The organism is Pyxidicoccus xibeiensis, from assembly GCF_024198175.1.
GTDB classification, from domain to species: domain Bacteria; phylum Myxococcota; class Myxococcia; order Myxococcales; family Myxococcaceae; genus Myxococcus; species Myxococcus xibeiensis.
In genome coordinates this window covers 105,163-120,124 of record NZ_JAJVKV010000007.1, presented here as the reverse complement: position 1 = coordinate 120,124, position 14,962 = coordinate 105,163, and the positions used below count along the sequence as shown (strand labels likewise).

General features: G+C 69.5%; 12 protein-coding genes. 8 read left to right on the top strand and 4 right to left on the bottom strand.

What is annotated here, in order from left to right:
- Positions 1-41 precede the first annotated feature (41 nt).
- On the bottom strand, positions 42-3,014 hold the full coding sequence (locus LXT23_RS29750; protein ID WP_253983726.1) for a serine/threonine-protein kinase: 2,973 nt from the start codon (positions 3,012-3,014) through the stop codon (positions 42-44).
- A gap of 150 nt (positions 3,015-3,164) precedes the next feature.
- Between LXT23_RS29750 and LXT23_RS29745 the strand changes: the two genes are divergently transcribed.
- The 7 genes from LXT23_RS29745 (at position 3,165) to LXT23_RS29715 (ending at position 10,967) form a co-directional block, all read left to right on the top strand.
- Positions 3,165-3,791, top strand: coding sequence for a DUF1515 domain-containing protein (locus tag LXT23_RS29745; RefSeq protein ID WP_253983725.1), 627 nt, complete (start codon positions 3,165-3,167; stop codon positions 3,789-3,791).
- 2 nt (positions 3,792-3,793) lie between these two features.
- Positions 3,794-4,000: a hypothetical protein gene (locus tag LXT23_RS29740; protein WP_253983724.1), complete on the top strand. Its 207-nt coding sequence runs from the start codon at positions 3,794-3,796 to the stop codon at positions 3,998-4,000.
- A gap of 136 nt (positions 4,001-4,136) precedes the next feature.
- Entirely contained in the window at positions 4,137-5,384 is a 1,248-nt protein-coding gene (locus LXT23_RS29735) for an MFS transporter (RefSeq protein WP_253983723.1), read from the top strand.
- Between the two features lie 249 nt (positions 5,385-5,633).
- Entirely contained in the window at positions 5,634-6,458 is an 825-nt protein-coding gene (locus LXT23_RS29730) for an SDR family oxidoreductase (protein WP_253983722.1), read from the top strand.
- Positions 6,459-6,563: 105 nt separating this feature from the next.
- Positions 6,564-8,171: a CotH kinase family protein gene (locus tag LXT23_RS29725; protein ID WP_253983721.1), complete on the top strand. Its 1,608-nt coding sequence runs from the start codon at positions 6,564-6,566 to the stop codon at positions 8,169-8,171.
- Positions 8,172-8,253: 82 nt separating this feature from the next.
- The gene (locus LXT23_RS29720; protein ID WP_253983720.1) at positions 8,254-9,516 is read left to right on the top strand and encodes a family 16 glycosylhydrolase; all 1,263 of its coding nucleotides are present in this window, start codon (positions 8,254-8,256) and stop codon (positions 9,514-9,516) included.
- A gap of 29 nt (positions 9,517-9,545) precedes the next feature.
- A complete protein-coding gene (locus tag LXT23_RS29715) occupies positions 9,546-10,967 on the top strand; it encodes a glycosyl hydrolase family 18 protein (RefSeq protein WP_253983719.1) in 1,422 nt (473 codons plus the stop codon).
- Between the two features lie 87 nt (positions 10,968-11,054).
- On the opposite strand, the gene LXT23_RS29710 is transcribed toward LXT23_RS29715, so the two are convergent.
- Positions 11,055-11,942 (bottom strand): RNA polymerase factor sigma-32, encoded by an 888-nt coding sequence (locus LXT23_RS29710; RefSeq protein ID WP_253983718.1) that lies wholly within the window; start codon positions 11,940-11,942, stop codon positions 11,055-11,057.
- A 316-nt stretch (positions 11,943-12,258) separates the two neighbouring features.
- Between LXT23_RS29710 and LXT23_RS29705 the strand changes: the two genes are divergently transcribed.
- Positions 12,259-12,711: a hypothetical protein gene (locus tag LXT23_RS29705; protein ID WP_253983717.1), complete on the top strand. Its 453-nt coding sequence runs from the start codon at positions 12,259-12,261 to the stop codon at positions 12,709-12,711.
- A gap of 119 nt (positions 12,712-12,830) precedes the next feature.
- On the opposite strand, the gene LXT23_RS29700 is transcribed toward LXT23_RS29705, so the two are convergent.
- Complete coding sequence (locus tag LXT23_RS29700; protein ID WP_253983716.1) at positions 12,831-13,553, bottom strand: immunity 52 family protein; 723 nt, start codon at positions 13,551-13,553, stop codon at positions 12,831-12,833.
- Positions 13,554-13,563: 10 nt separating this feature from the next.
- On the bottom strand, positions 13,564-14,922 hold the full coding sequence (gene sitA5 / locus LXT23_RS29695) for a SitA5 family polymorphic toxin (protein ID WP_456106457.1): 1,359 nt from the start codon (positions 14,920-14,922) through the stop codon (positions 13,564-13,566).
- Positions 14,923-14,962 lie beyond the last annotated feature (40 nt).

Here is a 14,962-nt window from a genome sequence, read left to right as displayed (position 1 = left end):
TGAGGCGTCGGGGGTGGCAGCCAGGTGCCGATGCCCCGGGCTCATGGAGCCTGGGTCGCCAAGGGCTGGGAGTGTAGCACCAGCCATTGCGCTACTGCGGTGTGCTGTCGCTCCTGGCCAGTGCGGCGGTAATGTTCCGCGGCCTGGGCTGCCAGCTCCCGGGCGCGAGCGCGTTCCAGGTCCGCGTCCCACAGGGCCCTGGCCAGGGCCCACTGCACTTCAGGGCGATGGCGGACGTCGATGAGGGTGAGCGCGCGCTCGAGGAGGGGGACGGCCGTCGCGGACTGGCCTCGCGCCAGGTGCAGCTCGCCCATGCCGAGCAGTGAGCGGGCGAGCAGTCGCCCATCGGTGGCGAGCAGCTGCTCCCCCTTGAGCCGGGCGCGCCGCAGGTAGAGGGAGGCCTCTTCCCACCGGCCGAGCCGCACCAGCGTCCGGCCCAGGGGCACGCAGGCCTCCGCCGTCTCGACGTGCTCGGCGCCCTGGGTCTTCTCGTGGATGGCCAGCGCGCGCTCGAAGGCCTCACGGGCTCGCGCGTCCTGTCCCAGGGAGGCCCGCGCTTCACCGAGGCTGCTGTAGGAGTAGGCCACGCCGGGGTGCTCGGGGCCCAGGGCCTTCTGCCTGAGCGCCAGGGCCCGCTCGTGGTGCGCCAGCGCGGTGTCGAGCTGTCCCCGGGCGAGCAGCACGTCGCCCAGGTTGGCCAGCGAGGACGCCACCTGGGGATGCTCGGGCCCCAGCAGCTTCTGTCTCAGGGCCAGCGCGTGCTCGTAGCGGGCCTGGGCCTGGACGTAGTCGCCCAGCTCCTCGTCGACGATGCCCAGGTTGTTGAGCGTGCTGGCGATGGCCGGGTGCTCGGCGCCGAGCAGCTCCTGCTTCATCACCAGGGAGCGCTCGTAGAACTCGCGCGCCTTCGCGTGCTGGCCCAGGTCCATCAGCACGTTGCCCAGGCTGTTGAGCAGGCGCGTCATGCCGAGCTCGTCCACGTTCGGCGCCCGCTCCAGCGCCTCCAGCGCGCGCTGGTAGTACTCCAGGCCCTGCGTGTACTCGCCCGTCATCCAGCGCATGTTGCCCATGCTCTCCAGCGCGAATGCGAGGTGCTGGTCATCACCGACGCGCCTGGCGGCGGTCATCAGGGGCAGCTCCAGCGCCAGCGCATCCGCGTAGCGCGCCTGCCGCGCGCCCACCTCCGTGACGAGCAGGTTCCAGGCGCGCGCCTCCAGCTCGGAATCCCTTCCCTGGGCGGCCAGCGGGAGGGCCTCGCGCAGGGATGCCTCGGCGCCCCTGTAGTCGCCCGCGGCGTCCTGGAGGCCGGCCTTCGTGTAGAGCGCCAGCGCGTGCAGCGGCGGGTGGCCGAGCGCCGCGAGCTGGGGTTGCAGCGCGTCCGCGAGCGCGATGCCCTCCTTGAACCTGCCGGCGCGCAGGAGGGCGCCCAGCCGGTCCACCTGCCGCTGGAGCGGCTCGGCCCGGGCCCGCACCACCAGGTCTTCCGGGGGCGGCACCGCGGACATGAGCGCGCGCGCATCCGCGCAGTCCCGCAGGGACGGCAGCGACTGGACGGCCTGCACCCCCTGGTCCACCAGCCGCGGGTCCGGCTCCCGGGTGAGCACCTCGGTGAGGGCGCCGAGCTGGTCGAGCCGCCGCTCCAGGCAGTACTCCCGCAGCACCGCCAGCCGCAGCGGCCCGGCCGCGCCGTCCTGGCGTGCCTGCTCACATGCCTCCGTCCGCTGTGTCACCCAGTCCGCCGCATAGGTGTCCAGCAGCCGGGAGACGCGCTCGAAGGTGTCCCGGGCATGGGGCAGCTGCGTGCCCACCAGCGCCCCCTCCAGCCGCGTCTTGAGGGCCCCGTCCCAGATGCCCGCCAGCCGGCCGCTCATGGTGGCGCAGGTGGAGACGGGCTCCTCCTGCCGGACCCAGCCCCAGACGGCGGCCACGCCCAGCAGCGCCGCGCCGCCCGCGAGCGCCGCCATCCGCGCCCGGGCCCGCCGCCGCTGCTGGGGGTCGTTCTGCAGCTCCGCCAGCAGCTCCCGCATGGAGCCGGGGCGCTGGAGCGGGTCGGCCCGCAGGCCCCGCAGCGTGGCGCGCGCCACCCACGCGGGCACCTCGCTCTGGGTGGGAGGCGGGATGATGCGCTCGTCGGCCCGCGCGTCGAGCAGCTCCGTGAAGGTGTCACCCGCGAAGGGGCGCTGGCCGTAGAGCGCCTCGTAGAGGGCCACGCAGAAGGCGAACAAGTCGCTGCGCGCGTCGATGAGCCCGCCCCGGAGCTGCTCGGGGGCCATGTAGCGGGGCGTGCCCAGCACCTTGCCGGACTCGGTGAGCGGCTCCACCCAGGTCCTCGGCGGAGGCCGCGCCAGCCCCGGGGCCTCGCCGCCCATCAGCTGGGTGGCCTGGGCCACGCCGAAGTCCGTCACCCGCACGCGGCCGTCCTGGCCGACGAGCACGTTGTCCGGCTTGAAGTCGCGGTGCACCAGCCCGGCCGCGTGCGCGGCCGAAAGGCCCTGGCCCGCCTCCACGAAGGCCCGCAGCACCTCCCTCCAGGCGCGGGGCCGCTGCTGCAGCCACTGCCGCAGCGTCTGCCCCTCCACGTACTCCATGGCGATGAAGACGGACTCGTCCTCCAGCCGTCCCGAGTCGTACACGTGCACGACGTGGGGGTGGTTGAGGCGGGCCATGGCCTGGGCTTCGCGCAGCAGGCGCACCTGGGGGTCGTCGCTGTCGTCGGCGCTCCAGCGGGAGCGCAGGAGCTTGAGGGCCACGCGCCGGTTCAGCCGCGCGTCATAGGCGGCGAGGACGAGGCCCATGCCACCGTGGCCCAGCAGGGAGAGCACCGTGTACCGCTCCGCCAGCAGGCGTCCCGGGGGCGGGGCGTCGGGAGCGCCCTCCGTCCGCGCGGTGTCCCGGACGGAGCCCGGAGGGGGACGCCCCGGCTCGGGCCGCGGCGCGGGAGCGGGACCTCCCAATGTCGGCGCCGCCTCCGGGGCCTCGGGGCTGGCGGGGCGCTCGGGCCGCTGGGCACTCATGTCCGCCAATCTACATGTTCACCCGCCGTACCCCGCCCCCGGACGGCAGGAGGAAAAGTGAGGGAAGGTGGGTGGACGTAGCAACAATTCCCCACCTGCCCCGATAACGTAGGTGTACGTATTCTTTCCGCCCCCCCGCGAAGGTCTCCCATGAAGATCCGCAAGACGAACTCCCTGCCGTCTCGCACCGAGCTGACCCTCCCTCCGTCGAAGACTCCGGCCAAGGGCTCGCCCCTGACGCGCTCGAGCTCGGACCCGGGGCCTTCGCGCCCGAAGCCGGCCACGGAGACGCCGTCCGCCGCCCGCCGGAGGGACGAGTTCGAGACCGGGGCTTCGCGGACGCGGCCCCGCCGGCCGTCGGACGTCCAGACGGAGCGGGTGCGGGGCCCGGAGGCGAGCGGCGCGAAGCCGACGACCAACTCGGACATCCGCAAGTGGTACCTGGAGAAGGTCGGCACCATCCCCGAGCTGGACAAGAAGTGGGCCGCCCAGGGCGTGCCGATGGAGGAGCGGGCCAGGCGCGCGGTGGCCATCCGGCACGACGCCCGGCTGGAGGCCCGGAAGATGATGAAGAACCCGCTGGAAGTGCTGATGCTGCGCGCCAGGGACCTGTTCACCTACGGTAATATCAATGGCCCGAGCTTCAACCAGCTCGTCAAGAAGGCCGAGGACAAGGGGCTCCGGGGCGACGATGTCTTCAAGGAGCTCATCGGCAGCTCGAACCGGACCAACCAGACGGTGAATCAGCACCTCCTCGGAAATACCTCAGGGTCCTAGCTATGACTGGCAACGACTTCATCAAACGGAAGCTGAGCTGGGCGAAGACCACCGACCCGCTCCACCCCTTCCGCGCGCAGGTGGATGGCCACACGCTGACCGTCCGCCTGGGCGACTTCCCGGAAGAGTCCATGTACACGCTCCTCGTCGACGGGCAGAGCATCGTCGAGTTCGACGACTGGCCGAAGTCCTGGACCCGTCCCGGCTAGTCCGAATCACGAGGGCCCCTAGTCGGGGCCCTTCTGCTTTCCGGGACGGGCCCCGCATCGGGGCCCTTCTGCCTTCCGGTCGACGCCCGGGCGATTCAGGTTCCCCCGACCCACGGCACCGTGAATCATCCGGTCCATGGCCGTGCCTCTGTCACCCCCCGCCGTGTCCCTGAGTGTCCAGCGCCGGGTGAGGGCGCTCGTCTTCATCACCGTGTTCCTGGACCTGGTGGGCTTCGGGCTCATCATCCCGCTGCTGCCCTTCTACGTGGAGTCGATGGGCGGCTCGGCCACGACGGCGGGCGTGCTGCTGGCCCTGTTCTCCTCCGCGCAGCTCATCGCCACGCCGATTCTCGGCAGGCTGTCGGACCGGGTGGGGCGGCGCCCCGTCATCCTGCTGAGCCTGCTGGGCAACGCCCTCTCCATGTTCCTCTTCGCGTACGCCACGCAGGTGCGCTTCCTGCCGGTGCTCTTCGCGTCGCGGCTGCTCGCGGGGGCCACCGCGGGCAACCTGGCCGCGTGCCAGGCCGCCGTGGCGGACGTGACGGAGGCCAAATCCCGGGCCGCGGGCATGGGCCGCGTGGGCGCCGGCATCGGCCTGGGCATGGTGCTGGGGCCCGTCATCGGCAGCCAGCTGCATGTGCTGGGCGCCTGGGCGCCACCGTTCGCGGCGGCACTCCTCGCGACGGCCGCGCTGGCGGGCGTCTTCTTCCTCTTCCCGGAGACCCACCCCCGTCACGGGCAGGGCGTCACGCAGGCCCCCGCGGAGCGGCCGCGCGTGTCGCTCGCCCAGGCGCTGGCCCAGCCGGGCATCGCGCCGGTGCTGGCCATCTTCTTCCTGACCTTCATCGGCATCACCAACCTCCAGGTGTCGCTCGGCCTGCTGGCCCAGGCGCGCTTCGACTGGGGCGAGCGCGAGGTGGGGCGGCTGTTCGCGCTGATGGGCCTGATGACCTTCGTGCTGCAGGCCTTCGCCATCGGCTGGATGACGCGCGTGGCGAAGGGCACCACGCTGGTGCTGGTGGGCGCCCTCCTCATGGGCGCGGGCCTGGCGTGCATCGCGCTGGCGAGCCACCCCGCGCTGCTGGTGGTGGCCATGGTGCTGGTGGGCACGGGCATGGGGATGCTGCAGCCGGTGCTCGCGGGGGTCGCCTCCGCGCTCGCCGGGCCGGAGCTCCAGGGCGGCGTGCTCGGCATCGTCCAGTCCGCGGGAGGCCTCGCGCGCGTGGTGGGCCCGGTGTGGAGCGGCTTCCTCTACTCGCGGGTCAGCCCCGGGGCGCCCTTCCTCAGTGGCGTCATCGCCGCCGGCATCTGCCTGCTGGTGGGCGCGGCGCTGCGCCGGCATCACCCCGAAGAGAAGGCGCCTCCCGCGCCCGCGCGGACCTGACGGCGTCCGGCCGCGCCCACTCCGACGCGCAGCGCAAGGAATGACGCACGCAACGTCATGACGCTCCCTGTCAGGTTGGATGGGTGACGTCTGTTTTTCAGCGCCCGCGCAAACCTTCACCAGCGCCAATGGAAACCTTCAATGGGCTGGCATTGAGCCAGACAGGCGTGCTCGTTCGTCTGTCGGATAAGTCCACAAGTTCCGGAGTCTGGGCGTTAATAGAAGAAACACCCCTGAGCAGGAGTACGCATGAGCAACTCACGTGGCAGGGTGGTTCTCATCACCGGCGCATCCTCTGGAATCGGTCAGGCCTGCGCGGAGCTGTTGGGTAGGAATGGCCACACGGTGTACGGCACCAGTCGCAGGCCGGCGCCGGATGGCGAGCACTACAAGATGCTGGAGATGGACGTCACGCGTGACGACTCCGTCCGGCGCGCGGTGGAGGTGGTGCTGGCGGCGGAGGGGCGCATCGACGTGGTGGTGAACAACGCGGGCTTCGTCCTGGCGGGCGCGGTGGAGGACGTCTCCGTGGAGGAGGCGCGGCAGCAGCTGGACACCAACTTCTTCGGCGTGCTGCGCGTGTGCAAGGCGGTGCTGCCGGCCATGCGCGCGCAGGAGTCGGGCCTCATCGTCAACATCAGCTCGCTGGGCGGCGCGGCGGGGCTGCCCTTTCAGGGCCTCTACAGCGCCAGCAAGTTCGCGTTGGAGGGGCTGACGGAGAGCCTGCGCCAGGAGGTGGCGCCCTTCGGAATCGAAGCCACCCTGGTGCAGCCCGGCGACGTGCGCACGCGCGTCCGGGAGAACCGCGTGAAGTCCCGCCAGTCCGGCGCCGGCTCCGCGTACCGGGAGGCCTTCATGAAGGTGCTGCAGGCGGTGGAGACCGAGGAAGGGGAGGGCGTTCCGCCGGAAGCGGTGGCGCGCAGGGTGCTCACGCTGACGGAGAGCCGCCGCGTGCGCGTGCGCTACACGGTGGGCCACCTGTCCCAGCGCATCAGCCTGCTGGCCAAGACGTTCCTGCCCTCGCGTACCTTCGAGCAGCTGGTGATGTCGCTGTACGGACTGTCCCGGCGCTGAGCCGGCGGGACGGGCCTGTGCTCGGCCACACACCTCCGACACGCCAGGGGGCAATGGCTGGAACGCGCGCGGACTCCCACCCTCCCGTCCCCTGGGAGGGACTTCATGGTGCGAACGAGCGTGGTGGGCGGGATGGTGACCATCCTGCTGCTGGGTGTGTCCGGGTGTGGAGGACACGAGGACCGAGTGCCCGTGGAGCCCGGCTCCTCCGTCCGACGGGCCGCGGCGCCCGAGCACGACGAGCAAGAGGAGCCGCGCTGCGGTCTGACCGCGGGAGGGCCGCACTGGCTGAAGGAGGGTGAGCCCCTCACGCTGACGCTCACCTGTGCCAGCGGACGGCGCGTCCGGGGCAATGGCTTCGGCATCGAGCCGCTGCCGCCCGGCGCACACTACGACAAGCACACAGGCACGTTGCAGTGGACGCCGGGGCTGGACCAGGCCGCCGTTTACACACTGACGCTCCATGCGCCGGGCAAGGAGACGGGCACGGTGAAGATTGGCGTGGCGGACAACTGGGAGGCTCCGGGCAACGTCCCCGTGGTCGACGTCTCGCGCTACACCGAGGAGTACGGGCTCCCCGTCTTCCACATCCAGGGGGCGTCCCGGCTCAACCCCGACGCGCACGTCCCCATCACCGTCACCTACCGGGGCCACGCGCACGTGGCGGAGGGGAAGCTGCGCGGCAGCAGCTCGCTGGCGTTTCCGAAGAACAGCTACACCGTGAAGTTCACCGAAGAGGACCCCTTCAGCGAGCCCGAGCTGGGCAACGGCTTCACGCAGCGGCGCTCGCTGGTGCTCATCAACAACTTCAATGACAATTCATACCTCCGCGCCAGGCTGGGCTTCGAGCTGTGGGGCCGGCTGTCGCCGGAGAGCCTCCAGGTGAAGACCTTCAGCGCGGTGGTGTTCCTCGACGGGGCCTACCACGGGCTCTACACCGTGGCCGACCACGTCAACAAACACCTGATGGCCGCACAGGGGCTGAGCCGGAATGGCAACCTCTACAAGGCGGAGACGGGGGCGGCGAACTTCAAGCTGGTGGATGGCAATGGCGTGCCCAAGCGCACGCCCCACGCGGGCTTCGAGAAGCAGGACGGGAAGCCCGAGGCCGGCGAGCCGGGCGCGTTCGATGACCTGGACGCCCTGGTGACCTTCGTCGCCACCGCCAGTGACGAGGACTTCCGGACCCAGGGGCCCCAGCGCATCCGCCTGCGCGACTACGAGGACTGGTGGGCCTTCGTCACGCTGCTGGTGGCCATCGACTCGGACATCAAGAATGCCTATCACTACCACGACCCCCAGGGCGGCCCCTGGCGCTACATCCCGTGGGACCTGGACGGCTCCTTCGGCCAGACGTGGAAGACGCAGCGCCTGAGGCCCACCGCGCCGCTGGACTCGGGCGCGGAGAACGGGATGTTCGGGCGCATCCTGTCCGAGCCCACCTTCACCGGGCCCCTCCGGGCGCGGCTGTCGGCGGCCCTCTATACGGACGTGGCCCCGGCGCTCCTCCAGGCGCGGCTGGATGCGATGGCCGAGGAGATTGGCCCGAGCGCACGGCGGGATGCGCGGCGCTGGGAGGCCGCGTATCGCGCCTTTCCCCTGTGGTCCTTCCGCACGGACTTCACCACCTTCGACGAAGAGGTCGCCTACATGCGCCAGTGGATTCTGCTGCGCTGGGCGTTCCTGGATACAGAACTCTTCACTCCTCCTTGACTTTCTCCAGACGAAGAACAAAGGTGGACAAAACCTGCTTTCCTCGTGATAGCTGTTCGTCAGCTTTCACGGGGAGGAGCAAATGGTTGAGTCTACAAAGACGGCGCCGGGCCGCTGGGCGCTGGCGCTCGCGGTAGGCAGTCTGTTGTTGAGCGCCCAGGCCGTGGCGCAGCCCATCGGGCAGAACATCTGGCTGCGGGCCTGTTCGACGCAGCAGTACGTCTCCGCGGACCAGAACCTGGGCGCCACGGCGCCCCTGGTGGCGAACCGGGGGACGGTGCAGGGCTGGGAGCAGTTCCAGGTCGTCGATGCCGGCGGTGGCACCATCGCCCTGCGGGCCAGCGGCTCCGGGCTGTATGTGTCCGCCGATACGAACCTCGGCGGCCAGCTGGTCGCCAACCGCGCCACCATCCAGGACTGGGAGCGGTTCCAGTGGGTGGACTTCGGCAATGGCTCCATCGGCCTGCGGGCCCGGAGCAACAACCTGTTCGTGTCCGCCGACCTGGACCGCGGGGCTTCCGCGCCGCTGTACGCCAGCCGTGGGACGGCCGGGTGCTGGGAGTCGTTCACCTGGGGCTCCGTGGGCGGCGGCGGTGGCGGCTGGGCCCAGGTCTGGAGTGACGAGTTCGACGGCGACCGGGTGAACACGTCCAACTGGTTCCACAACACCGGCGTCCATGTGAACAACGAGCAGCAGCAGTACACCAGCTCGGCCAACAACGTGCAGGTCAGCAACGGCACGCTGAAGCTCATCGCTCGCAACGAGTGGAACAACGGCTACCCGTTCACCTCGGGCCGCCTGGAGAGCGCGGGCCTGCGGGAGTTCGGCCACGGCCGCATCGAGGCGCGCATCAAGCTGCCGGTGGGCCCCGGGCTGTGGCCGGCGTTCTGGCTGCTCGGCAACAACATCGGCCAGGTCGGCTGGCCCGACTGCGGCGAGCTCGACATCATGGAGAACGTCGGCTACGCCAACTGGACCTCCGGCGCGCTGCACGGCCCGGGCTACTTCGGCAACACGCCCATCAACGGCCAGTTCTTCCCCAGCTCGCCCGTCAGCGACTGGCACGTGTACCGCACCGAGTTCTCCACCGCCGACATCAAGTGGTTCATCGACGGCGTGCTGGTGAAGACGGTGACGCGCGCGGAGGTCCAGCGCTACGGCCCCTGGGTGTATGACAAGCCGTTCTACATCATCCTGAACCTGGCGGTCGGCGGCACCTATCCGTTCGGCGTCAATGGCGCGAGCACGCCCTACTACGGCGTGCCGCAGTCCACGCTGGACCTCATCCGCCAGACGCCGCAGCAGATGGAAGTCGACTGGGTCCGCGTCTACCAGTGGCGGTAGTCCCCCTCATCCACCCGGAAGGAGTCCCCATGTCTCACAATGCCTTGCATTGGAAGTCCCTGACGTTCGGCGCCGCATGTCTTGCCACCCGGCTGGCCTGCTCCGGGCAACCCGAGGACCTGGCCGGGTCCCCGGAGTCGCTGGGGGAGCAGGAGTCCCCGGCGCTCGCGACGCGGGTGGTTGGCTACTTCCCCACCTGGGCCGGTGACGTCAATGCCATCCAGTACGACAAGCTGACGCACATCAACTACGCGTTCGCGCTCCCCACAGCGCAGGGCGGCCTCACCGGGGTGAGCAGCGGGGATGCCCGCTTGCGGTCGCTGGTGCAGGCGGCGCACGCGCGCGGCGTCAAGGTGCTCATCGCGGTGGGCGGCTGGAACAACGGCGATGACAGCGCGTTCGAGCAGATGGCCGCCAACGCCGGTGCGCGCACCAACTTCGTCAACACGCTGGTGAACTTCGTCAACGCGGCCGGGCTGGACGGCGTCGACCTGGACTGGGAGTACCCGGACCCGGGCGCGTCCTCGACGAACTTCGGGGCGCTGACGCGCGAGCTGGGCGCGGCGATGCACAGCCGGGGCAAGCTGCTCACGGCGGCCGTGGTCGCCAACGGCTACTACGGTGGCGGCATCCCCACGTCGTCGTTCGCCGACTTCGACTTCATCAACATCATGGCCTACGACGGTGGGCAGCCCCACTCGACGTATGACCTGGCGGTGCAGTCGCTGAACTACTGGGTGGGCCGCGGGCTGCCCCGCTCGAAGGCGGTGCTGGGCGTCCCGTTCTACGGCCGCTCCCCGTCGTCCTACGTCGCCTACTCGCAGCTCGTCGCGTGGGATTCGCAGGCGCCCTACAAGGACAACGTCGGCGACGTCTATTACAACGGCATCCCCACCATCCAGGCGAAGGCGCGGCTGGCGCTCCAGCAGGGCGGGGGCGTGATGATCTGGGAGCTGACCCAGGACACGACGGGCGCGACGTCGCTGCTGAGCGCCATCGCCCAGGTGCTGCAGCCCCCCGGTGGTGGCACGGCGTACCGCATCGTGAACAAGCTGACCGGGAAGTGCCTGGACATCGACGGTCCGAGCGCCGCCGACGGCGTCACCATCCACCAGTGGGCCTGCCACTCCGGCACCAGCCAGCAGTGGGTGATGGAGCCGACCGACAGCGGTTACGTGCGCTTCATCTCCCGCTACAGCGGCAAGGCGCTGGACATCGCCGAGGTGAGCACCGCCGACGGCGCGCGGCTCCATCAGTGGGGCTATGTCGGCGGCGCCAACCAGCAGTTCCGGGCCGTGTCGCTGGGCAATGGCTATCACCGGCTGGAGGCGCGGCACAGCGGCAAGGCGCTGGACGTGCTCAACTGCTGGACCAGCGGTGACGGCACCATCCTCCAGCAGTGGACCTGGTCCAACAACGACTGCCAGCAGTTCCGGCTGGAGGCGCTGTAGCCTCCCGGCGCCCTGAAACACGACGAGCCAGGACTCCCGTGGAATGGGCGTCCTGGCTCGTGGACTTTTCGTGTCGCAGACGGCTGGCTACGCGGCGAGCGTGGCCTCGTCGACGCCGGCCTCGGCCATCAGCGTGGCGAGCGCGGCCTTCAGCTTGTCCTTGGCGCGAATCTCGAGCTGGCGGGCGCGCTCGCGGGAGAAGCCGAAGTGCTCGCCCAGCTCGCTCAGCGTCATCTCCGCGTCACCCATGACGCGCTGCTCGATGATGAAGCGCTCGCGCGGGTCCAGGCGGCGCAGGGCGCGCTGCACGAGCTCGCGGGTGAGGTCGGCCTGCTGGCGGTCGGCGACCTCGTCGGCCTGGGAGGCGGACTCGGACTCGACGAAGTCCAGGTGCGTGGCGTCCCCGTCCTCGCCCATGGGCGCGTCCAGGGAGAGGTCCCTGCCGCCCATGCGCTGCTCCATCTCGCGCACCTCGGAGGCCTTCACGTTGAGCTTCCGGGCAATCTCCTCGGCGTTGACGATGTTGCCCTCGCCGGCGCCCAGCTTCTCCAGCTCGCGGCGGGTGCGGGCCAGGCTGAAGAACAGCCGGCGCTGCGCCTGCGTGGTGCCGAGCTTCACCAGGCTCCAGTTCTTGAGGATGCAGTTCTGGATGTACGCGCGAATCCACCAGACGGCGTAGGAGATGAGGCGGATGCCCTTGTCCGGGTCGAACTTCTGCACGGCCTTCATCAGGCCGATGTTCGCCTCCTGGATGAGGTCCGACATCTTCAGGCCGTAGGAGCGGTACTCGTAGGCCACCTTCACCACGAAGCGCAGGTTGGCCGTCACCAGGTGGTGGCCGGCGGCCAGGTCGCCCGCCCGGAAGCGCCGCGACAGCTCCTGCTCCTGCGGCTGGGTGAGCAGGGGGTAGCGGTTGATCTCCGAGAGGTACGTGGAGAGCGAGTCGGGGGAGGCGAAGGAGTTGGTGGTCTGCATGGTGTCTCTCGGGGAAAAGAGATCGAATCTTTCGGGGGACCGATTTGCTTCGGACGGGGGTTGCCCTTTGCGATGCGCGTGCCAAGGCGGATCAGCCCCGTTGGCCAGTCGATACGCGGGTTTGCATCGAAGGCCGAGGGTGCTTAGGGCCGGTACCCGGTCGTTTTTACAGGGGGCCTTTCCGAACTCTCTTCCGACTGTCCACCGGCCGACGCGGGGCGGGGACGAGTGACTCCGTTGAGGACAGGCAGGCGGACGGGCTCTTGCAGGGCAGCCGGGCGTTCCGGGACGCACACATCATCGCCACCTTGTGGGGATGGCGGACCTCTTCCAGCTCCTGGCTGTCTCGGCGGTGGTGATGGGGGTGTCGCAGACCATCGCGAAGGAGCGCATCTTCGCCCCCGTGCGGGAGCGGCTGGGAGGGAAGGACTCCTGGCTGGGCTACCTGGTGTCCTGCCCGTACTGCGTCTCGCACTACGCCGCCTTCGCGCTGGTGCCGCTCACGGGCACGTACGCCATCGACGTGGTGCTGGAGGGCTGGCCGGGCCTCGTCCTGAGCTGGTTCCTCTCCTCGCTGCTGGTCACCGTCATCGCCGCCTTCTTCCGGGTGCTCTTCTGGTTCGTGGATGAGACGCAGGGCCTGGTGCGGCGGCGCCAGAAGACGGAGGAGGAGGAGATGGAGACGCGGCGCCTGATGCGCAAGCACGTGGAGAAGTCCGTCTCCCAGCCGGAGCGGAGTGAGCCGCCGCCTCCTCCGGCGCCACATTGAGGGCGGTGACGCTCATTCCCATCCAGGGCGGCGGCTTGCTCGGCTGCGAGGCGTCCCAGATTTCGGGTCCGGGGTGCTGAGGGGCTGAAGCGGTGAGGGGCGGGGGCGTGGCTCCCGCCCTACTTCGCCACGGGTTGTTGCAGGGGGCGGAGCAGGCCCGCACGGTCGAGCAGCTCCTGGACCCGGGCGGCGAGGGCGACGTGCTCCGGGTTGGCGGCGGTGAAGCGCTCGGGGGTGAGGATGATGAGGGTGCCCCTGTCCTCCACGGGCTCGATGCGCACGGGGGCGGGGAGCGGGGGCACCGTGCCTCGCTGGCGGGAGAAGTAGGTGAGCCAGCCTGTGAAGGTGCCTGGGTGGGGGCGCTGCACGATTATTTCTCGGTGCAGGTGAGACGTCGCCACTGCGCATTCCGGGTCCCAAGCCAGGGCCATGGCGCGCACCACTTCAGCCATGACAGGCGCGGTCAGGACCCGTTCTGCCACGGCTCCTCTACTTGGGGGACTGAGCACGCAGCAGAGGCTAGCCCAGGGGTCGCCCGAGCCACAGGAGCCATTGACGCCAGATGTCTCCTTGGGATTGTCGCCGGCCCATAGCCAGAATAGAAATTGATCGTCAGCAATCCTGTTCTTCTTCTTTCTGAATATCCTCAGGAAGGATGCTTCATCCGTGGAGACTTGAAGTTTACGCGCCTTTGCAAAGGAGCTCCCCGGCTCATGCCACTGGTTCCAGGTGGGCTCCAGCGGGCTGATTCGCCGAAAAAAGTCCTCCGCACGTCGCGCACAGGTCTCAACGGGCTCATGACGGAGGGACCAGTAACAGCCTGCATAGTAGGTGTCGTTCATGTCTCGTGATTCATGGGAGATGACGGACTTCGATGTCGGCGAGCTGGGTATCATCGAATAGCTTCCGTAGTGCATCGGCAAACTTCTTCTCAGCGACGATCCATCGGACGCGCATCCCGCCTGCGGCTCTTTTCTGACGTTGGGCCTGAATGACGAACTTTTGCGCGCCTGTGAAGAACACTTCTGGATTCAGCTCGCCGTCGAAGAACTTCGCCAGGCCGGGGCCTTTGACCTCCAGGAGTGCTTCGTCCTTCGGGTCGAGGCCGTCGAAGTCCACCTCCTCACCATTGCGCTTCACGCGGTAGGTGTAGCCCCTGGGCGCTCCCGTCACCCTGCTCTGATAGGCGCGGGCGGCTTCGGGCATCGTCTCGTTTACCTGCACCCATTCTCCTGGACCGCCGGTGGGGAGCACCTTTACGCCCGTGTTCCCATCACCTATCGCCGCCATGGCGACCGCGTTGGGCGCCAGGGCGATGACGAGCAGCCCGTCCACTACCGCCACGGACGACACCTCCGCCGCAGCTTCCAGGCGCAGCCCGACCTGCCGGGCACCGAGCGTTGCAGCCTCCGTGAACCGGGGCAGCCGTGCCGCCATCCACGCGGTGCCTGCCGCCGTTCCCCGGCTCAGCAGCACCGTCGCCGCCAGCACGAAGACCCGGGCTCCCTCCTCACCCATTATTCGGCCGAAGCGCACGCCAGCGGCATCCAGTTCCTGGAACGTGGTGGCCCTGTCGGTCGCTACCTTCAACTCGAAGCAGGCCCGCACCACTGACAGGAAGGAGTCGACCCCAAGGTACGCCAGCATCACCACCGCGAGCACAGCCGCGGCCTTGGTGAACACCGGCTCCGGGTTCGCCGCCAGGATGGCCCACGACACCAGCGCCGCCACCACCACGGCCTTGAAGAACGTGGGGCTGAAGGTGCCCTCCAGTGCCTCGGCAATGCTCTCGTGCATCGGGTCCAGCGACAGACCCAGCGCCATCGCCAGCTTGTCCGTGGAAGAGAAGCCCAGGCCGTCCTCCAGCAGGGAGAGACAGTCCCCCGGCGCCTCATATGCCCGGCACCAGCGCCCGTAGTCCTTGCGCAGCGCGAGCTGCCACACCGTGTCGGCGGCGCTGCCGTATCCGGAAGTCGATGCGCGGACCCAGCCGCCAACCTGGGAGGGACGCAGCGTCAGCGGCACCTCCAGTGCCAGCTGGACCAGCGCATCCTTGAACTCGTCCTCGCTGACTTCGACGGAGGCATCCCAGGAAACGGGCACGTACTCCACGGGCCGGCCCCGCCCCGTCTCCAGCCGCACCACGCGAGTGTTCGCGCAGCCCGTCATGAGCAAGACCATCCACACTGCCACGGCACGACGGAAGTTCATCCGAGCCCCCGGTTCTGGCGCCCCCTCATCGCCGGGTATC

Excerpts from the sequence above, each read along its gene's own strand:
- LXT23_RS29725 (WP_253983721.1), top strand. The coding sequence starts at position 6,564 with ATGGTGCGAACGAGCGTGGTGGGCGGGATGGTGACCATCCTGCTGCTG.
- LXT23_RS29715 (WP_253983719.1), top strand. The coding sequence starts at position 9,546 with ATGTCTCACAATGCCTTGCATTGGAAGTCCCTGACGTTCGGCGCCGCA.
- LXT23_RS29700 (WP_253983716.1), bottom strand. The coding sequence starts at position 13,553 with ATGAACGACACCTACTATGCAGGCTGTTACTGGTCCCTCCGTCATGAG.
- LXT23_RS29705 (WP_253983717.1), top strand. The coding sequence starts at position 12,259 with ATGGCGGACCTCTTCCAGCTCCTGGCTGTCTCGGCGGTGGTGATGGGG.
- sitA5 (WP_456106457.1), bottom strand. The coding sequence starts at position 14,922 with ATGAACTTCCGTCGTGCCGTGGCAGTGTGGATGGTCTTGCTCATGACG.
- LXT23_RS29720 (WP_253983720.1), top strand. The coding sequence starts at position 8,254 with ATGGTTGAGTCTACAAAGACGGCGCCGGGCCGCTGGGCGCTGGCGCTC.
- LXT23_RS29740 (WP_253983724.1), top strand. The coding sequence starts at position 3,794 with ATGACTGGCAACGACTTCATCAAACGGAAGCTGAGCTGGGCGAAGACC.
- LXT23_RS29735 (WP_253983723.1), top strand. The coding sequence starts at position 4,137 with ATGGCCGTGCCTCTGTCACCCCCCGCCGTGTCCCTGAGTGTCCAGCGC.
- LXT23_RS29730 (WP_253983722.1), top strand. The coding sequence starts at position 5,634 with ATGAGCAACTCACGTGGCAGGGTGGTTCTCATCACCGGCGCATCCTCT.
- LXT23_RS29745 (WP_253983725.1), top strand. The coding sequence starts at position 3,165 with ATGAAGATCCGCAAGACGAACTCCCTGCCGTCTCGCACCGAGCTGACC.
- LXT23_RS29710 (WP_253983718.1), bottom strand. The coding sequence starts at position 11,942 with ATGCAGACCACCAACTCCTTCGCCTCCCCCGACTCGCTCTCCACGTAC.
- LXT23_RS29750 (WP_253983726.1), bottom strand. The coding sequence starts at position 3,014 with ATGAGTGCCCAGCGGCCCGAGCGCCCCGCCAGCCCCGAGGCCCCGGAG.